The sequence below is a fragment of the Luteimonas sp. A478 genome, from assembly GCF_054052025.1.
The window spans coordinates 254,845-276,378 of sequence record NZ_JBSVRF010000003.1 but is presented as its reverse complement, the minus strand read 5'-3'; the positions used below and the strand labels follow the sequence as shown (position 1 = coordinate 276,378).

The window sequence follows — 21,534 nt, the reverse complement described above, 5'->3', positions numbered from 1 at the left end:
CAGCCGTGGCGGTAGGGAAGCAGTCCAACGACTTGATTGCGGCGGACACGCATTCACCTCTTTTCTCACGGTCATTCCCAAATACCCGTCCAGGCGGGTACTTTGCGCACCCATCAGTCGTGGCCACCGCGATATCCAGCAACTGGAAGTCATGCTGATCGGCACTGTCTGACCCGCAACAAGAGCCTGCTGAACGTAAATGACACCAAGCTCCTCCGCGAGATGACGGTGCATGAACTCCTGAAGACCCCCGCGGGGCAAGCCGAAGAATGAGGTTCGTGACTTCAAGTTGTTGCTCGGTTTGTAGCCGCAAGAACCGCAGACGCAACCACACCTGACCCCTCAATCTTCGTCGCACCCACATCCAACCTGCCATGCATCCTCCCCCGCACCTCGGACCACACCAGCCACCCCGACCTATTCGATTGCCGGTCACCCGTGAAATCGCGGACATCCTGTGTTGGCTTCAGAAACGATGGGCGCCGGTTGGCACCTTGGCGCTGTCGTTGCCGGTGATCTACGCCTACCACTACGCAATCGAGGAAAACGTTCCGCTCAGTGTCGTCGGCGGCAGCATGATCGCCATCTATCCGGCCATGCTGGCACTGCTGACCATGGTTGCACTTCTGTTGCTTGTTTTTTCCCTCTTTCCGACCGTACTGCTGCTGACACCAATAAACAAAAGTGGCTATCGGCTGATCGATCCAATGGTCGATCCGTCGAGTAAAAATTCACAGCGGAAGGAATTGCTATTGCGCTGGTCCGCGAGCCAGGCCTTCTACGTCATTGGCCTGGGATGCTTTGCCTTCTCCCTGTCAGCAGACCTGATCCTGCAAAGCGCCAAAGTTTCTAGGATTGCCTTGGGTGGGGTGGCACTGGCTTTCCTAGTGTTGGCCATCTGGCTTCCCATGCACACCAGCCCGGAGAGGGAAAACCCTGACAGAAAAGCTTCCTTTGGCTTTTGGATCTCAGCTCTTGGCACAGCGGCACTTCAATTTCTCCTGGCCGCCGTCATCATCCAAAGTGCTGCCCAGACAACTTTCGGCAGATCAAGCATCATCTGGTTGCTCTGCACCAGCCTGATTTTCAGCCTTCTCCTTGCGATCTGGCAGCTTGTTGCCGCCAAGTTCTTTGCACGCTGGAACATGGTGCAGCGGCCCCTCGCCGCCGCATGTACCTTCACTGTCGGCCTGATGAGCCTGCTTGCCCTGTTTCCGCCTGCCGCCAGTCGCCTTGCCAGCGTCGCGCTCTCCGCTCCAGCTTCAGGCGGGCATCGCAACGTGCAGCCACAATGGACTGCCGATACGCCAGCGAGCCGCAGCACCATTACGTGCATGCGCATTCTGGCAATTGATGGCGATCACTATATCGCTCGAAACTTGGACAACCTGGAAATTACGCTCTTCATTCCTCGCGGAGAAGTCGCCGGCTTGGGAGCTTGCACGAAGAATTCGAATTCGGCTTCTCCGACATTAAAACAAGCCCCGCAGGCTTCAGTAGTCTGATTGATCTTCAACCGAACTGAGCGTGGGCGCCGCTTCGCGCTCACCGCATGAGCTTTGCCACCATCTGGTAAGGTCGCCTTGGCGCGCGGATCGTGGTAACCAACGGGGGGGAGCAGGACGCCATGGGGCTTTACGGGAAGTGGTGCAAGGCCACCAAGGAAGAGAACAAGCGCAAGCATTACTGGACCTACCTCGAGAAGGAAGGTGGGCGCGATGCGGTCCACGATGCGCTGGTGAAGACCGTCCGCTCGCACTACGACCGACTTGAAAACATTGCTGACGATGTAAAGCGGCTGGGCTATGAAGTTGCCAGCGAGATCCTTCGGGCCGAAATGCCCCAAACAGCAAGAAGCCGCTCTGGAGACCTGGGCGAGATCCTCGCAACGGAACTCGTGGAAGAAGAGGTTGGCCTGCGCGTACCGGTGCGTCGCCTCCGCTACAAAGATGGCCGCAGCATGGCCATGCGTGGCGACGACTTCATCGGCGCCGGCTACGATGGCGCCGGCGAAAAACTCTGGCTCCTGAAAGGCGAAGCCAAGAGCAACCAGAAGCTTGGCAAGACTACCGTTACGAACGCCCGCAGCGTACTCAACCGGGACAGCGGCCGCTGCACGCCCGACTCCCTAGTATTTGTCGCAAATCGCCTGCTGGAAAGCCACGACACCGATGACAACAGCCTCGGCCGCAGCCTGCGCGATGAAGTCGGCCTGAAGTCACTGCGCGCCGATCGCATCGACCACATGCTGTTCACCGTCTCCGGCAACGGTCCTCACGCCTCGCTCAAAGAGGATTTGGAGACCGCCAGCTCCAATCGGGACCACTACGTCGTGAACATCCACCTCCATGACCACCAGGACTTCATCAAGCAAATCTATCTGAAGGCCGAAGACCTTGGAAACGACTGACGAGCTGACCGCGTTCCTCACGACCGCAACCGCCGACGGCATTCTTGGCCGCCTACTGTATCGGGGTGCCGCCTGGTCGCTGATGCGCGAGGACGGCGTACTTCCGGCCAACGCACCCGCCTTCAGCGCAACGATCGAAACCGACCTGGCTGAACACGGCTTCGCCCTGCTCCGGGGCGCAATGGCCCTGCGCGTCCGAACAGGCGCATCGGAATTGACTAACACGGCCTTCGAGCGCGCCGCCAACGCATTTGAAGCCCTGGTGCGCAACGGTGACCCGGAAGCCCCCGATCGCGGGTTCCGTCGCACCATTGCAGCAGCCGCTTACCACCTGGCCGGCTTCTCTGCCGTCGCCTACTCGCTCTTCAACGGAGAGGCCGACGACCTCAACGCCACCCCGGGCGAGACGGCGATTCGCCACCTGATACTGCGTGACCTCGACCGGCTGCGCAGGCTCGTGCGCGACTGGCTCAGCGACGAAGACCATGGCGACGAAAGGATCGCCGAGTCCCTGCGAAGCGATGATCCCGACATCGACGAAGCCCTTTCCGTCATCCTCGACACCACCATCTGCCGCTCCTTGGCATTCTTTGAATTCGCGCTTGAAACCGGCGACCCCGAGCCACTTGAAAGTGCACGGGCCCTGCTTGCCACCACCGTTAGCTTGGCGGACAACGCCGGCCATGTGCCAACGTGGTGGACTGCAAGTCTCTGCCTCCATCTGATCGACGACCTGTGGCAGCATTCGCTACACCAGACCCTGCCGGTCGACCCGCCGGAGGGCGCGGAGGAAAGCTATCCCAACCTGCGGCGGATGTTCATTTCCTCGCTGTATGCCCGCAGGACCTCGGAAGTGGAACTGTGGCCATCACAGCGCGAAGCCGCCCGTCGCTCCACCGACGTAACCGACGACTTGGTCGTCGCCCTGCCCACCAGCGCCGGCAAGACCCGGGTGGCCGAGATCGCCACGCTGATGACACTGTCCTCCGGGCAGAGGGTATTGATCGTCACGCCACTGCGCGCACTTTCCGCACAGACCGAGCGATCCTTCAGACGGACGTTTGCCCCGCTCGGTTTCAGCGTCTCTTCACTCTATGGCGCCAGCGGCCTTTCGGCCGGTGACGAAGACGCGCTGCGTACCCGCAAAATCATCATCGCGACGCCTGAAAAGCTCGATTTTGCACTCAGAAACGATCCCACGTTGATCAACGACGTTGGCCTGATCGTCCTGGACGAGGGGCACATGATTGGTCCGAGCGAACGGGAAATCCGCTACGAGATCCTCGTGCAGCGCCTCCTTCGACGCGCCGATGCACCGGGACGCCGGATCGTCTGCCTTTCCGCCATCCTACCCAGCGGCGACGAACTCGATGACCTCACCGCCTGGATCCGCTCCGACGAGCCCGGCCAGCCGGTGCACTCCAGCTGGCGCCCAACCCGCCAGCGCTTCGGCATGTTGGCCTGGCGGGGCGAGGACGCGCTGCTGCGACTTGACCTTGATGACGACGGCCCTTTCATTAACAGATTCGTCGTGGAAAGACCAGCGCTTGGACAAGAAAGAAAGCCCTATCCTCGCGGCAACTCCCACCTCACCCTGTTCGCGGCTTGGGAGTTTGCCAGCCAGGGCAAACGCACCCTGATCTTCTCCACCCAGGCGAACTGGGTCGAAAGCTACGGCAAACAGGTTGTCGACCTCTGCAAGCGCGGCTACCTAGACTCACTGCTAGACGATGACGCCTCAATCGCGCGCGCCCTGGAAGTCGGCAACGAATGGCTCGGAGAGGATCACCCCGCCATTGTCTGTCTCAAGGCCGGTGTCGCCATCCATCACGGTCGGCTTCCGAGCCCGTTCCTGCGAGAGCTGGAGCTTCTCCTGACCGAAGGTGTGCTGAAAGTCATCGTTGCTTCTCCAACCCTATCCCAAGGCCTCAATCTAAACGCTGCCGTGCTGCTGGTACCCGCGCTGTATCGCGCCTCCGAGAAGATAAAGGGCGAAGAGTTCGCCAATGTGGCGGGCCGGGCCGGGCGCGCCTTTGTCGATGCCGAAGGATTGATCGTCCACGTGATGTTCGAAGATATCCAGTGGCGGACCAGGGAATGGAAGGCACTTGTTGCTTCTACCAAGGCCAGGACACTTCGCAGCGGCCTGATCCATGTCGTCGCAGAGATCCTCGAACGGCTGGCACAGATTGGAGTTCTGAATCGCGACGACGCTTGGGAGTATCTCGCCAACGCACGCGAAGCCTGGGGCTCACCCGACGAAGACCCGCGAACATTTGATCACGGCTTACCCGTGGCAGAGCGCCAGCCGCCGGACGAGGACGGCGGAGGCATCGACGAAGAACCCCTGCCTCAGCTCGTTGAACGTCTCGACACCATCGTTTTCGGGCTGGTCGAAGCGTTGGAAGCCAACGAGGCTGACCTGCCCAAGCTGCTGGACGAAGCCCTCAGGGGATCGCTTTGGGCCCGGCAACTCGCTCGTCAGTCGGAGGACGTCGCCCCGTCACACAAAAGGGTGCTCCTGGCCCGAGCCGCCCTCATTTGGAAAAGCACCACTCCCCTGGTTCGCCGCGGACATTTCTCCATGGGCGTCGGGCTGGAGGCGGGTCTGGCCATCGACGCCATGGCCGCCGAACTGGCCGACCTTCTCGACCGGGCAGACAGCGCGGCTCTGCGCGGCGACACCGATGAACTCGCCGACGCACTTGGCAGGCTGGGAGAGCGTCTGCTGTTCATGCGGCCATTCATCCCCGACACGGGGAGCGCGCTGCCGCCCAACTGGAAGACCATCCTGCACAGCTGGGTTGCCGGCGAGCCCGTCTCCAGCATCGGCCCACACAATATGCGGGCTGTCGAAGACGCCTTCACCTACCGCCTGGTCTGGGCATTGGAAGCCGTCCGGACCCGCCGCATGGCTTTGGGCTGGTCACCCGACACGGTGACGGGTAGTGCGGCGGCGGCGGTCGAAACTGGCGTTCCCCGGTTCATGATGGCCATGCTGATCCGCGCCGGCCTGCCGTCACGCCGGGCCGCCATAGCGGCCATCGAACAGACGGAACCTGCCTTCGTCACCTCCGCCGACATGCGCGCGTGGCTGCAGTCGGACGAGATCACCGCCCGTACCGACGCTGGCGACTGGCCGACGCCCGACACCGCCGCGCTCTGGGCGCGCTTTCGGACCGAGGCGCTCAGCGGGGGCATCCAGCGCTGGTCGATCAAGCGCTTCAGGCGCCTGCTGGACACTGGTGCCGTGCCGCCCGCCGGACTTTACCGGATCATCACCGATGACGGAGACGGGCGGGCCTGGTTGGCCACCGCCGATTACCAACCCGTCGCTGCCTTCAGGAACCCGACCGTTGACCCCAAACCCAGCCTGCTCTCGGGGCGGCTGTCGGGCAACACCAGGTTGGTCGACGTGTTGCGCGTCGGCCGTGGAGAACCGCTCTGGCCACCTGCCGATCCCTAGGGTGTGCCGTGTGAGGTTCCATGGACTCCCGCCTTCGCGGGAGTGATGACCGGCGTGACCCTCAAGGCTGTACGAACAGAACCCTGATGTCCCGATCAGCAGCCTCAAAAGCGCGGAAATCGGTATCAAGTGGTGATAAGAGCTACATCCCGCTCCTTGGCCTGGGCGCAGATCCACAAGTCGTTCTCGTCCATCCGGAGGGCTGGACACCCTGGTACACAGGGCTGCCACTGCGGGCTCGTTAAGGATTTGCGGCGCAAGTCGCGACGACCGTCACACTTCTCCACACCTAGGGCAAACCCCAGATCCAAACTTTGTCAGTTCACGTCAACAAGTGACGCGAAAAAGCACCGCCACCGCAGCCAGTTGTCCGTCAACTGTGACCCGCCCCGAACAACCCACTTGACCGCTTCCACAATGTCCACCTTGGCACGCATCATGCGTACTCTTCACTGCACGTGCGGTATCGCACGGCTGCCCAAAGGACCCGGCGCCAGCCGACCATGCGGCACGTGACTTCAACAACTCCTAGGGGATACACAAATGAAAAAGTCCATGCAGAAGGGTTTCACCCTGATCGAACTGATGATCGTTGTGGCGATCATTGCCATCCTGGCGGCGATTGCGCTGCCGGCTTATCAGGACTATGTGGCCCGCTCGCAGGTTACGTCAGGGTTGGCAGAAATCACCGGCGCCAAAACCGCGTACGAAGTGGGCATTAACGAAGACAAGATCGCCGCCTACTACACCAATGACAACATGGGACTTGCAGCTACCACCGAGCGCTGCACCATGACCACAACCGCACCGGTTGCTGGCGTCGGCACTCCGGCACTGCAGTGCCTGCTCTCGGGTAATCCGCGGGTCGACACTGCCACGGTGAATCTGAATCGCGATGTCGATGGAGTGTGGACGTGTACTGTCACGACCCGACCTGGCAACTGGAAGGATTCTTACCTGCCGGGCGACTGCACCGCACCTTAATTTGCACCGCCACTGAAGCATGCACATGAGAAAAGGCCGCCACCGCGGCCTTTTTTCTTGCTTGCTGCCAGCCAGCGAACCCCAAAAGGCTACTGCAATAAATTATGATCCTGTAAGGCCAACCTCATAGACATTTATGTCATCTACCGCCAACCCAAATCTTTTAGGAATCACCGGGATTGCTCGCCGCCTAGTCTTGGACAGCGCACTGGACGAGGGTGCGGCGCGCGAGGCACTGGACAAGGCTACCGCCGAGCGCAAGCCAGTTGCCCTGTGGCTTCGAGAGAAGAAGGCGGTAACCGCTGCCCAACTGGCCGCAGCCAACTCCATTGAGTTCGGCATGCCGCTGTTTGACCCGTCGGTCATGGACGTCGGCCAGGACGCAATCAAACTCGTTAGTGAAGAGCTGCTGCGTAAGCACAACGTGCTGCCGCTGTTCAAGCGGGGCGGAAAGCTGTTCGTCGGCACCAGCGACCCCACCGGCAGTCATGCGTTGGACGAGATCAAGTTCAACGCCAACCTGGTGGTGGAACCAATCCTGGTGGATGAGGACATCTTGCGGCGGACGCTGGAACTGTGGCTGGATGCCACAGACAGTTTCGGCGACGCGTTGGAGGATGCGGAAGGACTGGAGAACCTGGATGTCGGTGGCGACGAAGCAGGAAGTGACAGCGGCAGTGACGTCAAGGGTGACGACACCCCAGTCGTCAAGTTCATCAACAAGGTGCTGGTGGATGCGATCAAGAAGGGCGCATCCGACATCCACTTCGAGCCCTACGAGACCGACTATCGGGTGCGCCTGCGCATCGACGGCATCCTGAAGCAAGCGGCAAAGATGCCGGTGAAGTTGAACCAGCGCATCACTGCCCGGCTGAAGGTGATGGCCCAACTGGATATCGCCGAGAAGCGGGTGCCCCAAGACGGCCGCATCAAGCTCAATCTCAGCAAGACCAAGCAGATCGACTTCCGCGTAAGCACCCTGCCCACCTTGTTTGGCGAGAAGGTGGTGCTGCGCATCCTGGATGGCAGCGCGGCCAAGCTGGGAATCGACAAGCTGGGCTATGAAGAAGACCAGAAGCAGCTGTTCATGGAGGCGATCCAGAAGCCTTACGGAATGGTGCTGGCGACCGGCCCCACCGGCTCGGGTAAAACGGTGAGCCTGTACACCGCGCTGAACATCCTCAACAACGATGAGCGCAACATCTCCACGGTGGAAGATCCGGTGGAAATCCGGGTATCGGGGATCAACCAGGTACAGATGAACGTGAAGCGCGGCATGACCTTTGCCGCCGCGCTGCGCAGCTTCCTGCGCCAGGACCCTGATGTGATCATGGTGGGCGAGATTCGTGACCTGGAAACCGCCGAAATCGCCATCAAGGCCGCCCAGACCGGCCACATGGTGCTCAGCACCCTGCATACCAACGATGCCCCGCAAACCATCGCCCGCATGATGAACATGGGGGTGGCGCCGTACAACATCACCAGTTCCGTGACCTTGGTGATTGCCCAGCGCCTGGCCCGGCGACTGTGCAACCGATGCAAGAAGCCGCTGGAATTGCCCGAAGCGGCGCTGCTTGCCGAAGGCTTTACCAGCGATGAAATCCACGAAGGCCTGAAGATCTACGATGCGGTGGGCTGTGACGAGTGCACCAGCGGCTACAAGGGCCGCTCCGGCATCTACCAGGTGATGCCGATGAGCGAGGAGATCCAGGAGATTGTGCTGCAGGGGGGCAATGCGTTGCAGATTGCCGAGGCGGCACAGAAGGCCGGGGTGCGAGACCTGCGCCAGTCCGGATTGATGAAGGTGAAGCAAGGAGTCACCAGCTTGGCGGAAATCGACCGGGTGACGACCGACTAGTTCGACCGTTGCGGTGCCCACTGGATGATGCAGGTGGCGTTCTGGGACGGAGGGCGGGCCAAACCCGGCTCGGCGTCACACTGCCGAATTACACAAGTGCCCGCGACCCGCTACCATGCTGGAATCGACCGGCTGGGGAGGCCGGGCCAGGGGAGTCACAACAATGTCCATGAGCCGTACCGCCGCCAGGAAGTCCGCACGATCCGCCGGGACAGCGCGCCAAGGCGTGACCCTGGACACCTTTGTCTGGCAAGGCACCGACAAGCGCGGCCAGAAGATGAAGGGCGAGCAGCAGGCCAAGAACGCCAACCTGCTGCGCGCCGAGCTCCGCCGCCAGGGCATCATGCCTACGGTGGTCAAGGCCAAGCCCAAGCCGCTGTTCGGCAGCACCGGCAAGACCATCACCCCCAAGGAAATCGCCGTATTCATGCGGCAGATTGCCACCATGATCAAGTCCGGCGTGCCCATCGTGCAGTCGTTGGAGATCATCGGCAACGGGCACAAGAACCCGAAGATGATGGAGATGGTGAACGCCATCCGCCTCGATATCGAGGGCGGCAGTCCATTCAACGAGGCGCTGGGCAAGTACCCGGTACAGTTTGATGAGCTCACCCGCAATCTGGTGAAGGTGGGTGAGGCCGCGGGCGTGCTGGAAACGGTGCTGGACAGCATCGCCTCCTACAAGGAAAACATCGAGACACTGAAGGGCAAGATCAAGAAGGCCCTGTTCTACCCAATCACGGTGGTCGCGGTAGCGATCATCGTCAGCGCGGTCCTGCTGATTTTCGTGGTGCCGCAGTTCGAATCCGTATTCGAAGGGTTTGGGGCAGAATTGCCAGCCTTCACCCAGATGATCGTAGCTGCCAGCAAGTTCATGGTCAGCTACTGGTGGATGATTCTGGGCATCATTGTGGCTGCACTTTTTGGCTTCATTTTTGCCTACAAGCGTTCACCCGCCCTGCAGCACTCCATGGATCGGCTGATGCTCAAGATCCCGATCATCGGCCAGGTGCTGCACAACGCAGCCATCGCCCGCTTCGCCCGCACCTTGGCCACGACCTTCCAGGCCGGGGTGCCGCTGGTGGAAGCCTTGGAATCGGTTGCCGGCGCCACTGGCAACCTGGTGTATGAGCAAGCCACCCACCGCATCCGCGAAGACGTGGCCGTGGGCTACCAGATGAACATGGCCATGAAACAGGTGAACCTGTTTCCGCACATGGTGGTGCAGATGACCGCCATCGGCGAAGAGGCAGGCGCGCTGGACACCATGCTGTACAAGGTGGCGGACTTCTACGAGGAAGAGGTGAACAACGCGGTGGACGCGCTGAGCAGCCTGATCGAGCCGCTGATCATGATCTTCATCGGCGTGGTGGTGGGCGGCATGGTGATCGGCATGTACCTGCCGATCTTCAAGCTGGCCGCGGCGGTCTAGGCACACCGCAGCCGCGCGCACCACACGGAATGCCCCGGACCTCCGGGGCATTTTTCTTTATGGCGCCCGGGGAGGCCTCCCGGCGCGGTGGAGCGGCCCCCGCTGTTGTAGGAGCGCGTCTTACGCGCGAAGCCGCGTGAATCGCGGCGGTGGGTCGGGGCATCGGGTACAGCGCGGTCCCCGAAGCCGCGCCGCGCGGCCACATGTCACGCGGCTTCGCGCGTAAGACGCGCTCCTACCAGGTCAGGATGAACCGGATCCCCGCTGTCGGGACGACGCGGCGAACACCATCCCCGCTTCCCACACCGGCCGCAGTCGTTCGACCAGATCATGCGGAATGCGTTCGTCGGCCTGGGCCGATGCCAGGGTGGCATGCAGGCTGTCGGCGATGCGCTGGAACACGTGGGCGGGCGCGCCCACGCCGCATACGTCGCGGCCGAAGCGGGCCAGATCTTCTTGCAACGGGTAGCTTTTTGACCGCTGTTTCGTCCCCGCCCACAGGCGCAGGGCCAGGGTGCTGTCTTCCAGCTCGGGGCCGCCGGGCGAACGCTGGTAGCGGTAGATGCGGGTGCTGACCACGTCGAACATCGGCGCCAGCCGGATGTCGTCCGCGCGCCCCTGGTAGAGCACACCGAAGTTCTTCAAATGTGCATCGCCATTGCCGACCATGACGGAAAACGCCAACTGCTCGAAGAAGCGCCGCAGCTCGGCTTTCCCCCTGGTGATCATGCCCAGCAGGCCGGCCACGCTTTCATAGCTGCCGTGGTATTTGCGCTCGGACAAGGTGTCGCGCACACGCAGGCCCATGAGCGAGGCAACGTCCTCAAAACCCAGGCGCGTGCCGTCTTCGGCAATGTCGAAGCGGTCCACGATCAGCATCCGGCCGTCGTGGCTCAGGTCCACGCGGGCGGTCTGGATGCCGGCGCGGGCGGCGGCGGTCATGCACAGGTACTCGTTGGCGGCCAGGCCCGGATAGCTGTCGCTTGCGGTCTTCACGATCAGGGTGGGGATGGGGATGCTCGCCCGGTCGGGCACCATGATCTTGGGTTGCATGCCGGCTATGCCGATTCCGGTGGACAGGTAGGCAGCCACGAGTTCGTCGAAGACGGCTGCGCTGTAACGCAGGCCGAGCAGTTCTTCGCGGGCCAGGACGCGTGGCGGCGCGGGCACGCTGTAGCCGGACAGACGGTAGCCCAGGCGGCCGATTCCGTTGTGGCCAATCATGGCCAGCAGGCGCATGGCGGTCATGGCCTGCTTGGGGAACTGCTGCCGCAGGCGGTTGAACAGGTCGCCTTCGGGCAGATTCTGGTCCATCACCGGAAACAGGTCGCCATCGCGCCAGGTGAGCCGGGTGGGCGGCATCAGCAAGCCGACGGAGGGCTGGTCTTCAACGGGATTCAGGTAGCGGTATTCATAGCCTGATTGCCGCAACAGCTGGCCGGACAGCTCGCCGGCAACATCGAGCTCCAGCAGGCGGATCTGTTCGGGAATGGAATCGGCGGCCATGGGATCAGTCCTGTGGCTCGCCGCCATCGCCGAAGCGCTGGCGCATTTCATCCATCGTGGGCAGGCCGGCCTTTTCGATGCGCAGCACGCAGCCCATGGCCTGAAGGATGTCCAGCAGCGCGCTGGCAGTGATATCGCCGCCGGACTCCAGGCGATGCAACAGATCGCGGCTACGGCCGGATTGCCGCGCCACCCACACCGCCCGCTGTCCTTCGCGCTGGCGCAGGTGACGAACCGTCTGACCTAGGTCATGCAGGGAACGGATGGGGAGCAGCGGGCTCGACATGTCGCGAACTTAGGACATTATGGACAGATAATCAACTGGTGTCTTTTATTCAGTACATCAGTCGGTTCACATGGAGGGCACCTTCGCGCGTCCAAGAAGGCAGTCGGCCGGTGGAGCTCTCATACATATAGACTTTGTAGTTTCCAATATGTATAGATAGCGCCATGTTCCTTCCACGCGCTCTGGCTCCTACCCTGCTGCGCTTGGCGCAGGGCTTTCCCGTGGTCGCCGTGACCGGGCCTCGCCAGTCCGGCAAGACCACACTGGCGCGCGAGCTGTTCCCCGACAAAGCCTACGTGAGCCTGGAAGACCCGCAGGAGCGCGCCTTTGCCGACGAGGACCCACGCGGATTCCTGGCCAGGTTCGAGCAGGGCACCATCTTCGACGAGGCACAGCGCTGGCCGGACCTGTTCTCATACCTGCAGGGCATGGTGGATGCGGACCGGACGCCAGGGCGCTTCGTGCTGACGGGTTCGCAACAGTTCGGTCTGCTGTCCGGCGTCACCCAGTCGCTCGCCGGACGGGTGGGCATGACCCGCCTGCTCCCGCTGTCGCTGCAGGAGCTGCCCGCGGCGCGGGACGACGCCCTGGGCCTGGATGGGCTGTTGCTGCAGGGCATGTACCCCGCCCTGCATACACAGCCGCTGCTGCCTGCCGACTGGTTTGCCTCCTACGTGGCCACCTATGTCGAGCGCGATGTGCGGCAGGTGCTGAACGTGCAGGACCTTTCCACCTTCCAGCGCTTCCTGCGCCTGTGTGCTGCGCGCACCGGACAGCTACTCAACGTCAGCGCGCTCGCAGGCGAGACGGGCATCTCCAACCACACCGCGCGCGCCTGGCTGTCGGTGCTGGAGGCGAGCGACCTGGTCTTCCTGCTGCCGCCCTACCATCGCAACTTCGGCAAGCGCCTGGTCAAGTCGCCCAAGCTGTATTTCGTCGATACCGGCCTGGCCTGCTGGCTGCTGGGGATCCGCGATGCCGAGACGCTGGCCCTGCATCCGCTGCGTGGGGCCGTGTTCGAGACCCTGGTGGTGGGCGAGTTCGTGAAATCCCGCCTCAATGCCGGGCTGCCGCCGGACCTGTATTTCTGGCGGGACAACAATGGCGTGGAGGCCGACCTGGTCTTCGAGGTGGATGGGCGGCTGCAGCCGGTGGAGATCAAGTCCGGCGCCACGGTCACGTCCGACTATATCCGTGCAGGCCAGAAGGCCGGGCGCTTCGCGGGCGAAGAGGCTCTGATGCCGTGGCTGATCCACGGTGGGAATGATGCGTACGAGCGTAGCGGCGTGCGCGTCATGGGCTGGCGCAGCCTGGGTGACAAGCCGCGTGGCGAGGGATGAGGCGGGGATCCGCGTCGATTTGAGGTTGCACATGTGGCACCATCCTGAAGGCTGGCCGGCGTGCATCGGGGAACGTCCTGGACGTGATGCGCTTTCCGCCCGGCTGATCCCTTTCACCTGATACCGGATACCCATGGCGTACCTCGACACAAACCCCGCGCTCGGCTACCCGCTGGCGGCCGGGCTGGGACTGCTGGTGGGCAGCTTCCTCAACGTGGTGATCCTGCGCCTGCCCAGGCGCATGGAGTGGGAGTGGAAGCGCGAGGCGCGCGAGGTGCTGGAGCAGCCGGAGATGTACGATCCGCCGCCGCCAGGGATCGTGGTGGAGCGCTCGCACTGCCCCAGCTGCGGGCACCAGCTGTCGTGGTTCGAGAACATTCCGGTGCTGAGCTGGCTGGCGCTGCGCGGCAGGTGCCGCAGCTGCCGCACGCCGATCTCGGTGCAGTACCCGCTGGTGGAGCTGATTACCTCGCTGCTGTTCGTGGCCTGCGTGTGGAATTTCGGGTTCGGCTGGCAGGGCTTCGGGGCGATCGTGTTCACCTCGTTCCTGGTGGCGCTGTCGGGGATTGATCTGCGCACCCAGCTGCTGCCCGATCAGCTCACCTTGCCCCTGATGTGGCTTGGGTTGATTGCAGCGGCCGACAATCTGTATATGCCCGCCAAGCCTGCGCTGCTGGGGGCGATCGTGGGCTATGTGAGCCTGTGGTCGGTGTGGTGGCTGTTCAAGCAGATCACCGGCAAGGAAGGCATGGGCCACGGGGACTTCAAGCTGCTGGCGGCGCTGGGGGCGTGGTGCGGGCTGACGGGGATTTTGCCGATCGTGCTGCTTTCGGCGCTGTCGGGGGCGATCATTGGCTCGGTGTGGCTGGCGGCGAAGGGGCGGGATCGTGCTACGCCCATTCCGTTCGGGCCTTATCTGGCTATTGCGGGGTGGATCGTGTTCATGTGGGGCGATCAGCTGATTGGCGCCTATATGCGGTATGCGGGGTTGGGGTAGCCGGCTTCCACTGGCGATCCATGGCAGGTACAAAGCCCGCATGAGTGATTACATCATTGGCCTGACCGGCGGGGTGGCGTCCGGCAAGAGTGCGGTGGCGCAGCGGTTCGAGGCGCTGGGCATCACGGTGGCGGATGCCGACGTGGCCGCACGCGCGGCGGTAGCGGTGGGCAGCGAGGGGCTGGCCGCGGTGGTGGACACGTTCGGCGCCGAGGTGCTGGCGCCCGACGGCGCGCTGGACCGGATGGCGATGCGGCGGCGGGTGTTCAACGATGATGCGCAGCGGTTGAAGCTGGAGGCGATCGTGCATCCGCTGGTGCGCCAGCTGGTGCGCCAGGAATGCGAGGCGGCTCAGGGGCCCTATGCGATCGCGGCGATCCCGCTGCTGGCCGAGGCGGGCCGCGATGCGTATCCGTGGCTGCAGCGGATCCTGGTGGTGGACGTTCCCCGCCAGGTGCAGCTGGAGCGGCTGCTGGCCCGCGACGGCATCGACCATGCGCTAGCCGACCGGATGATCGAAGTGCAGGCAACACGGGCCGAGCGGCTGGCGATCGCCGACGACATCATCGTCAACGATGGTCCGCTGGAAGCGCTGGAGCAGCACGTGGCTGCGCTCGACCGCCGCTACCGGAAGCTGGCCCTTCTGTAGGAGCGCGCCATGCGCCCCCAAAGCCACCAGCTTGTACGTTTGACGTAATACGACTCACGTAATACCCTCATCTCCGTGATCCAGTCATTCCGCTGCCGCCATAGCAGGGCGCTGTTCGAAGGCGGAAATCCTCGTCCGTTCCGGGCCATTCGGGCAGCAGCAGAACGCAAGCTGCAGTTGCTGGACTCCGCGCAGACGCTCGACTTCCTGCGCAGCCCGCCAGGCAACCGGCTGGAAGCCCTGCGGGGAGACCGGTCCGGTCAGCACAGCATCCGCATCAATGACCAGTGGCGGGTGTGTTTCGTCTGGACTGACGGCGGTCCTGCTGAGGTCGAGATCGTCGACTATCACTGAATGAGGTTCATCATGTCCCGTCCCACCAATGCCATGCGTCCAATCCATCCCGGCGAAATCCTGCGCGAGGATTTCATGCAGCCGTTGAGCCTGAGCGCCAATGCGTTATCGATCTCGCTTGGCGTACCGGCAACGCGTATCCACGAGATCGTGAATGGACGGCGCGCGATCACAGCCGACACCGCTGCCCGCCTGGCGCGGCACTTCGGTGGCGACGCAGCATCCTGGCTGGCACTGCAGAATGCTTACGACCTGAAGACCCTGCCCAACCTGTCTGAAATCGAACGAACCGTGCGCCCGCGGGCGGCCTGAGACACGCGCTTTCGGGCTGCTCCCGCATGCCCGCTGGAAGTGCTGGAGCAGCACGTGGCTGCGCTGGACCGCCGCTATCGCAGGCCAGCCCTTCTGTAGGAGCGCGCCATGCGCGCGAAGCCGCGTGAATCGTGGCGCTGGCCCGGGGCTTCGTCCACCGCGCTGGGAACCGACGCCCCGGCGCGATAATCAATGTCACGCGGCTTCGCGCGCATGGCGCGCTCCTACCGGGAACTAATTTGCGGAGGGCCAGAGGGCGCGGATGGCGGCGATGCCTTGGGCGCCGTGCTGGCGGGCTTGGGGGATGTGGGCCGGGGTGAGGCCGCCGATGGCGTAGATGGGCAGGGAGACGGTTTCGCGCAGGGCGGCGAAGCGGGTCCAGCCGAGGCCGGGGGCGCCGGGATGGCTGGGGGTGGGCATGACCGGGCCGAGCAGGGCGAAGTCGCAGCCGAGCCGCTGGGCGTGCTGCAGTTCGGCTTCATCGTGGCAGGAAGCGGCGAGCGGGAGCGATGTGGGCAGCGGGCGCTGTTGGAGTTGGGCGAGCTGGCTGGAGCGCAGGTGCACGCCGGCACCGGTAGCGCGGGCAAGTTCGATATCGCCGCTGAGGAAGGCCTGAGCGCCGGCGGCGTGGGCCAGGGCAAGGGCTTGCCGAAGGAGGGATTCGCGTCGAACGGCGCAAAAGGCATGCGATGAGTGCCCTGCATCCGGCAGGCGAAGGTGCAGGCGGCGAATGCCGGAGGCCAGGGCGCGCTGGATGTCTTGCAGCCACTGCGCATCCTGCGCCGCGTCAGCGCCGGGCTGCGCTGCGGTGTCCGCCAGGCTGCCTTGCGGCCGGCCGTCGCCCTGGCCAGGTGCCGGGGTCACGAGATAACAGTCGGGCTCGGTGAGCGCGGCGACCACGGGGATGTCGGCGGGGGGCATGGCGTAGCTGGCCAGCTTGTGCAGCGGCACCCAGGCCAGAGCCTGGCCTTCCTGGCCGCGCGGCACGCCCTTCCAGGCGCTGACCAGGCGCACATCCAGGCGCAGGCGCTTGTTGGGATAGGCCTGAGGGACGGTGATGAGGTGGGCGCCCGGCTGGACGTGGATGCCGAGCTCTTCCTGCAGCTCGCGCACCAGGGCCTGTTCGGGGGTTTCTCCAGGCTCGACCTTGCCGCCGGGGAATTCCCACAGGCCGGCCAGGTCGCGGCCGACGGTGCGGCGGCTCAGGAGAACGCGGCCGCGCGGATCAGTGATGGCGGCGGCGACGACGTGGACGGGGCGTTGCTCAGCCATGGGCACTGTAGGAGCGCGCCAAGCGCGCGAAGCCGCGTGAACATGATCGTCCGGCAAGGCGTCGGCAGGTACGGCGTGTCCGAAGCCGCACCGCGTGGCCAATGGTCACGCGGCTTCGCGCGCGTGGCGCGCTCCTACGGACGGGGCCGCGATTTTTCCGGGCACCGAGGTTCACGCGGCTTCGCGCGCATGGCGCGCTCCTACGGACGGAACCATTTCGTGGGGCGACGCGGGTGGGGCCTGGAGTTTGGCGGGTACCGGGGTTCACGCGGTTTCGCGCGCATGGCGCGCTCCTACGGGGGTTCGATCAGGTGAGCTGGCCGTGGCAGTGTTTGTACTTCTTGCCACTGCCGCAGGGGCATGGGTCGTTGCGGCCGACCTTGTCGCCGTCGCGCACGACAGGCTGCTGCTGCAACTGGGGACGTTCGCCACGCCCATCCACCTGCGCAGCTTCCTCGTCGGAACCGTAGCCGCCGGCGTCGGCGTGCTGGAAGTCGGCCTGGCGCAGGCGCGCTTCGATCTGGCGGCGCTCCTCGGCTTCCATCGCGGCGATCTCCTCTTCGCTGCGGATGCGCACGCGCGCCAGCAGGGTCACCACTTCCAGCTTGACCTTGTCGAGCATGTCGGAGAACAGCTCGAAGGCTTCGCGCTTGTACTCCTGCTTGGGCTGCTTCTGGGCATAGCCGCGCAGATGGATGCCCTGGCGCAGGTAGTCCATGCGCGCCAGGTGCTCCTTCCAGTTCTGGTCGACCACGTTGAGCATGATGTGCTTTTCCAGCATGCGCATGGTCTCGGTGCCCACGGCGGCTTCCTTGTCGGCAAACAGCTTGTCCACCTGTTCGGAGACGTGGTCGGCAATGCCTTCGGAGTCCAGCTCCTGTTCGCTCTTCACCATGCCCTGCAGGTCCAGGGTGAGGCTGAACTCTTCGGCCAGCGCGGCTTCCAGGCCCGGCAGGTCCCACTGCTCGTCGATGGACTGCGGCGGCACGTGGCGGGTGACCAGGGCCATCACTGCGTCCTGGCGGATGGCGAGGATGTTGTCCTCCACGCTGTCGGCTTCAAGCAGCTCGTCGCGCTGGCCGTAGATGACCTTGCGCTGGTCGTTGTTGACGTCGTCGAAGTCCAGCAGGTTCTTGCGGATATCGAAGTTGTGGGCTTCCACCTTGCGCTGCGCGTTGGCGATCTGCTTGGTCACCAGCGGGCTTTCGATGATGTCGTCTTCCTTCAGGCCCATGCGTTCCATCACCTTCTGCACCCAGTCGGCGGCGAAGATGCGCATCAGGCTGTCTTCCAGCGACAGGTAGAAGCGGCTTGAACCCGGGTCACCCTGGCGGCCGGAGCGGCCGCGCAGCTGGTTGTCGATGCGGCGCGACTCATGGCGCTCGGTACCGATGATGTGCAGGCCACCGGCCTCCTTGACCTGCTGGTGGCGCTGCTCCCAGTCGGCGCGCAGCTGGGCCTTCTGCTCTTCGGTGGCTTCTTCACCGAGCTCGGCCAGCTCCACTTCCAGCGAGCCACCGAGCACGATGTCGGTACCGCGACCGGCCATGTTGGTGGCGATGGTGACCGCGCCGGGCTGGCCGGCGTTGGCCACGATCTGGGCTTCGCGCTCATGCTGCTTGGCGTTGAGCACCTCGTGGGTGATTCCGGCCTTCTTCAGCTCCTCGGACAGCAGCTCGCTGACCTCGATGGAGGTGGTACCCACCAGCACGGGCTGGTTGCGGGCGTTGCACTCCTGGATATCACGGGCCACGGCGCGGAACTTGCCGGCGCGGTTGAGGAACACGGCGTCGGGATTATCGATGCGGACCATCGGCCGGTTGGTGGGGATGACCACCACTTCCAGCCCGTAGATGCTCTGGAACTCGGACGCCTCGGTATCGGCAGTGCCGGTCATGCCCGAGAGCTTGTTGTACATGCGGAACAGGTTCTGGAAGGTGACGCTGGCCAGGGTCTGGTTGTCGCGCTGGACCGGCACGCCCTCCTTCGCTTCCACCGCCTGGTGCAGGCCGTCCGACCAGCGCCGGCCCTTGAGGGTACGGCCGGTGAACTCGTCGACGATGATCACTTCGCCGTCGCGGACGATGTAGTCCACGTCGCGCTGGTAGATGGCATGCGCGCGCACGGCGGCGTTGAGGTGGTGGACGATGTGGATGTTCTGCGAGTCGTACAGACCCTCGTCTTCGTCGAGGATGGCGGCTTCGCGCAGCAGGCGCTCGGCGTTTTCCTGGCCGGCCTCGGACAGGTGGATCTGCTTCTGCTTCTCGTCGACGTAGTAATCGCCCTCGCCGTCTTCCTCTTCCTGGGGCACCAGGGAGGGGATGATGCGGTTGACCTTGATGTACAGCTCCGGCGATTCCTCGGCCGGACCGGAGATGATCAGCGGGGTGCGGGCCTCGTCGATGAGGATGGAGTCGACCTCGTCGATGATGGCGTAGTTCAGGCCGCGCTGGTGGCGGTCGGCCTTGGACAGCGCCATGTTGTCGCGCAGGTAGTCGAAGCCGAACTCGTTGTTGGTGCCGTAGGTGATATCGGCCTTGTAGGCGTCAGCCTTGGTGGCGTGGTCCATGCCCGGATACACCACGCCCACGCTCAGGCCGAGCCAGCTGTAGAGACGCCCCATCCAGCCGGCGTCGCGGCGGGCCAGGTAGTCGTTGACCGTGATCACGTGCACGCCCTTGCCTTCCAGGGCATTGAGGTACGTGGGCAGGGTGCCGACCAGGGTCTTGCCCTCACCGGTGCGCATCTCGGCGATCCGGCCCATGTGCAGCACCATGCCGCCGATCAGCTGCACGTCGTAGTGGCGCATGCCCAGCACGCGCACGCTGGCTTCGCGACACACGGCGAAGGCTTCAGGCAGGATCTGGTCGAGCGTTTCGCCGTTGGCGATGCGCTGCTGGAACTCAGGGGTCTTGGCCTGCAGCTCGGCGTCTGGGAGCGCCTTCATCTGCTCTTCAAGGGCGTTGATCTTGTCGACAAGCTTCTGAAGCTGTTTGAGCTGGCGTTCGTTGCGGCTGCCGAAGACGCTGGTGAGCAGGCGATTGAGCATGTGTGGTTGGAATCCGTTTGCAGGGGCTCCGGACCGCAGCCCGGGCGCTGGAAATGAAAAAGGGCGCGAGGCGCCCTTTTCACGGCAACTTCGGATTGTACCGTGGGGATGGCCCGGGCGCGTTTCAAGTTTTCGCGGGGCGTCGGGGCGGGGCGTCGGGGACGTGGCCCCGACCTGCGGTCAGCCCCGGCTGGCGGCCTCGGCCAGGAACTCGCGCGGATTGAGCACGCGGCCGTCTTCCCACACTTCAAAGTGCACGTGGGTGCCGGTGGAGCGGCCGGTGGAGCCGGCCTTGGCCACTTCCTCGCCCGAGCGCACCAGATCGCCGACGCGCACGCTGTTGCTGGTGTTGTGGGCGTAGCGGGTGACGTAGCCGTTGCCGTGGTCCACTTCCACCACGTTGCCGTAGCCGCTGCGCCAGCCGGCGTAGCTGATCACGCCATCGGCCACGGCCATGACCGGGTCGCCATGGCGGGCGCGGAAATCAATGCCGCGATGGAAGGCGCGACCACCGCTGAAGGGGTCGGCGCGACGGCCGTAGCCGGAGGTGACATAGCTGCTGACCACCGGGGAGCGCGAGGGGATGGCCGAGCGCTCAAGCTGGCGATCGAACAGCAGCGCCTCCAGCACGGAGAGCTGCGAGCCCGAGGCGCGGAGCTGGTCTTCCACGTGGGTCAGCTCCTGGATCAGGCCGCTGACCGGCATGTCTTCTACCGGACCGACGCCGCCCAGGGCGACCGGCTCATTGAAATCGAATTCGCCGTCGACCAGCTTGCCGGCCCGGGCCAGGCGCTCGCCCAGGGCGTTGAGGCGGTTGGCCTGGGCTTGGAGTTCTGCCACCCGCGCGGCCATGGCGTTGACTTCGCGCTGGGCCTTGCGGCGGGTGTCTTCGACAGATTTTTCCTGCTGCTGCAGTTGGGCCTGGAGACGCGAGGTCTCGGCGCTGCTGATGCCGGCGCCGCAGACGATGCCTACCGCCACCACCAGACTGGCCGCCGCTCCGGGCCGGCGCAGGGCCATCACGCGAAGTCGTCGTGAGCCGTGCAACAGTCCGTTTTTGATGCGCTGGCGCGCCTGGCTGCAAATGCTGTGTAAAGTCATGCTTTCAAATGTCTCGTTTCCGATCCCATCCCAGACGCCCCAGCCGCCCTGCCAAAGCTGCGCTTGATGCGCTGCTGGCCGACGGTGCCGGCGATCCGGTCCGCCGGGCCATGTGGCTCGAAACAATGGACCGCAGATTGCATTCCCTTCTGCCCCCAACGCTGGCCGCGCGTGCGCGACTGGGCAACGTGGATGGCAAGAGGCTCGTTTATCTCGTCGAATCGCCCATCTGGCATGCCAGGCTGCGCCTGGCCGGCCCGGAGATCCTTGCGGCGGCCCGATCCATCGGGCTGGATGTCACGGAGTTCGTGGTCAAGACCACGCGGCCGGTTCCCCGGGCTCCCCGGCCCCGGGCTGCCATGCGTTCGCTTTCACCTCACGCTGAGCAGGCTCTGCGTGAGGTGGTGGCAACGCTTTCCGATGACGGCACCGGTAAGGACACCTCCTGAGACGGGCGCCGCCCGGACCTTGCCAGGGAACGGACGACGACGAGGCATCCTAACGGGCGGGCGGGACCG

General features: G+C 64.1%; 17 protein-coding genes. 12 read left to right on the top strand and 5 right to left on the bottom strand.

Annotated elements, in window-relative coordinates; translation table 11 throughout:
* Nucleotides 1-425: 425 nt before the first annotated feature.
* From ACW7G3_RS07825 to ACW7G3_RS07800, 6 genes are all read left to right on the top strand, one after another.
* Nucleotides 426-1,505 (top strand): hypothetical protein, encoded by a 1,080-nt coding sequence (locus ACW7G3_RS07825; RefSeq protein ID WP_456982134.1) that lies wholly within the window; start codon nt 426-428, stop codon nt 1,503-1,505.
* A gap of 122 nt (nt 1,506-1,627) precedes the next feature.
* Nucleotides 1,628-2,410 carry a HamA C-terminal domain-containing protein gene (locus tag ACW7G3_RS07820; protein ID WP_456982133.1) on the top strand — a complete coding sequence of 261 codons (783 nt, stop codon included), beginning with the start codon at nt 1,628-1,630 and terminating at the stop codon, nt 2,408-2,410.
* Nucleotides 2,397-5,876: a DEAD/DEAH box helicase gene (locus ACW7G3_RS07815; RefSeq protein ID WP_456982132.1), complete on the top strand. Its 3,480-nt coding sequence runs from the start codon at nt 2,397-2,399 to the stop codon at nt 5,874-5,876. The genes ACW7G3_RS07820 and ACW7G3_RS07815 overlap by 14 nt, the downstream gene beginning before the upstream one ends.
* A gap of 543 nt (nt 5,877-6,419) precedes the next feature.
* A complete protein-coding gene (locus ACW7G3_RS07810; protein WP_456982130.1) occupies nt 6,420-6,860 on the top strand; it encodes a pilin in 441 nt (146 codons plus the stop codon).
* Between the two features lie 136 nt (nt 6,861-6,996).
* Complete coding sequence (gene pilB, locus ACW7G3_RS07805) at nt 6,997-8,718, top strand: type IV-A pilus assembly ATPase PilB (RefSeq protein WP_456982128.1); 1,722 nt, start codon at nt 6,997-6,999, stop codon at nt 8,716-8,718.
* A gap of 163 nt (nt 8,719-8,881) precedes the next feature.
* Nucleotides 8,882-10,150, top strand: a complete 1,269-nt coding sequence (locus tag ACW7G3_RS07800) for a type II secretion system F family protein (protein ID WP_456982126.1) — start codon at nt 8,882-8,884, stop codon at nt 10,148-10,150.
* 243 nt (nt 10,151-10,393) lie between these two features.
* Here ACW7G3_RS07800 and ACW7G3_RS07795 read toward each other — a convergent pair whose 3' ends face one another.
* Together ACW7G3_RS07795 and ACW7G3_RS07790 are read right to left on the bottom strand one after the other, a co-directional pair.
* Nucleotides 10,394-11,656 carry a type II toxin-antitoxin system HipA family toxin gene (locus ACW7G3_RS07795; protein WP_456982125.1) on the bottom strand — a complete coding sequence of 421 codons (1,263 nt, stop codon included), beginning with the start codon at nt 11,654-11,656 and terminating at the stop codon, nt 10,394-10,396.
* Nucleotides 11,657-11,660: 4 nt separating this feature from the next.
* The gene (locus ACW7G3_RS07790) at nt 11,661-11,942 is read right to left on the bottom strand and encodes a helix-turn-helix domain-containing protein (protein ID WP_456973788.1); all 282 of its coding nucleotides are present in this window, start codon (nt 11,940-11,942) and stop codon (nt 11,661-11,663) included.
* A 164-nt stretch (nt 11,943-12,106) separates the two neighbouring features.
* Between ACW7G3_RS07790 and ACW7G3_RS07785 the strand changes: the two genes are divergently transcribed.
* From ACW7G3_RS07785 to ACW7G3_RS07765, 5 genes are all read left to right on the top strand, one after another.
* A complete protein-coding gene (locus ACW7G3_RS07785) occupies nt 12,107-13,282 on the top strand; it encodes an ATP-binding protein (protein WP_456982123.1) in 1,176 nt (391 codons plus the stop codon).
* Between the two features lie 133 nt (nt 13,283-13,415).
* The gene (locus tag ACW7G3_RS07780) at nt 13,416-14,279 is read left to right on the top strand and encodes a prepilin peptidase (protein ID WP_456982121.1); all 864 of its coding nucleotides are present in this window, start codon (nt 13,416-13,418) and stop codon (nt 14,277-14,279) included.
* Between the two features lie 40 nt (nt 14,280-14,319).
* Nucleotides 14,320-14,928, top strand: coding sequence for a dephospho-CoA kinase (coaE, locus tag ACW7G3_RS07775; protein ID WP_456982120.1), 609 nt, complete (start codon nt 14,320-14,322; stop codon nt 14,926-14,928).
* Between the two features lie 75 nt (nt 14,929-15,003).
* Entirely contained in the window at nt 15,004-15,282 is a 279-nt protein-coding gene (locus ACW7G3_RS07770) for a type II toxin-antitoxin system RelE/ParE family toxin (protein ID WP_456973796.1), read from the top strand.
* A gap of 12 nt (nt 15,283-15,294) precedes the next feature.
* Entirely contained in the window at nt 15,295-15,594 is a 300-nt protein-coding gene (locus ACW7G3_RS07765; RefSeq protein ID WP_456982118.1) for a HigA family addiction module antitoxin, read from the top strand.
* A 234-nt stretch (nt 15,595-15,828) separates the two neighbouring features.
* On the opposite strand, the gene mutT is transcribed toward ACW7G3_RS07765, so the two are convergent.
* From mutT to ACW7G3_RS07750, 3 genes are all read right to left on the bottom strand, one after another.
* Nucleotides 15,829-16,866, bottom strand: a complete 1,038-nt coding sequence (mutT, locus tag ACW7G3_RS07760; protein ID WP_456982117.1) for an 8-oxo-dGTP diphosphatase MutT — start codon at nt 16,864-16,866, stop codon at nt 15,829-15,831.
* Between the two features lie 307 nt (nt 16,867-17,173).
* Complete coding sequence (gene secA, locus ACW7G3_RS07755; RefSeq protein ID WP_456982116.1) at nt 17,174-19,915, bottom strand: preprotein translocase subunit SecA; 2,742 nt, start codon at nt 19,913-19,915, stop codon at nt 17,174-17,176.
* Nucleotides 19,916-20,095: 180 nt separating this feature from the next.
* On the bottom strand, nt 20,096-21,016 hold the full coding sequence (locus tag ACW7G3_RS07750; RefSeq protein ID WP_456982115.1) for a peptidoglycan DD-metalloendopeptidase family protein: 921 nt from the start codon (nt 21,014-21,016) through the stop codon (nt 20,096-20,098).
* Nucleotides 21,017-21,024: 8 nt separating this feature from the next.
* Between ACW7G3_RS07750 and ACW7G3_RS07745 the strand changes: the two genes are divergently transcribed.
* Nucleotides 21,025-21,465, top strand: a complete 441-nt coding sequence (locus tag ACW7G3_RS07745) for a DciA family protein (RefSeq protein WP_456982114.1) — start codon at nt 21,025-21,027, stop codon at nt 21,463-21,465.
* The last annotated feature ends 69 nt before the right edge of the window (nt 21,466-21,534 follow it).

Bases quoted from the DNA above. Each gene is read 5' to 3' on its own strand.
- ACW7G3_RS07810 (WP_456982130.1), top strand. From the start codon at position 6,420: ATGAAAAAGTCCATGCAGAAGGGTTTCACCCTGATCGAACTGATGATC.
- ACW7G3_RS07745 (WP_456982114.1), top strand. From the start codon at position 21,025: ATGTCTCGTTTCCGATCCCATCCCAGACGCCCCAGCCGCCCTGCCAAA.
- pilB (WP_456982128.1), top strand. From the start codon at position 6,997: ATGTCATCTACCGCCAACCCAAATCTTTTAGGAATCACCGGGATTGCT.
- ACW7G3_RS07750 (WP_456982115.1), bottom strand. From the start codon at position 21,016: ATGACTTTACACAGCATTTGCAGCCAGGCGCGCCAGCGCATCAAAAAC.
- ACW7G3_RS07780 (WP_456982121.1), top strand. From the start codon at position 13,416: ATGGCGTACCTCGACACAAACCCCGCGCTCGGCTACCCGCTGGCGGCC.
- ACW7G3_RS07800 (WP_456982126.1), top strand. From the start codon at position 8,882: ATGTCCATGAGCCGTACCGCCGCCAGGAAGTCCGCACGATCCGCCGGG.
- ACW7G3_RS07785 (WP_456982123.1), top strand. From the start codon at position 12,107: ATGTTCCTTCCACGCGCTCTGGCTCCTACCCTGCTGCGCTTGGCGCAG.
- ACW7G3_RS07795 (WP_456982125.1), bottom strand. From the start codon at position 11,656: ATGGCCGCCGATTCCATTCCCGAACAGATCCGCCTGCTGGAGCTCGAT.
- ACW7G3_RS07820 (WP_456982133.1), top strand. From the start codon at position 1,628: ATGGGGCTTTACGGGAAGTGGTGCAAGGCCACCAAGGAAGAGAACAAG.
- secA (WP_456982116.1), bottom strand. From the start codon at position 19,915: ATGCTCAATCGCCTGCTCACCAGCGTCTTCGGCAGCCGCAACGAACGC.
- ACW7G3_RS07790 (WP_456973788.1), bottom strand. From the start codon at position 11,942: ATGTCGAGCCCGCTGCTCCCCATCCGTTCCCTGCATGACCTAGGTCAG.
- mutT (WP_456982117.1), bottom strand. From the start codon at position 16,866: ATGGCTGAGCAACGCCCCGTCCACGTCGTCGCCGCCGCCATCACTGAT.
- ACW7G3_RS07765 (WP_456982118.1), top strand. From the start codon at position 15,295: ATGTCCCGTCCCACCAATGCCATGCGTCCAATCCATCCCGGCGAAATC.
- coaE (WP_456982120.1), top strand. From the start codon at position 14,320: ATGAGTGATTACATCATTGGCCTGACCGGCGGGGTGGCGTCCGGCAAG.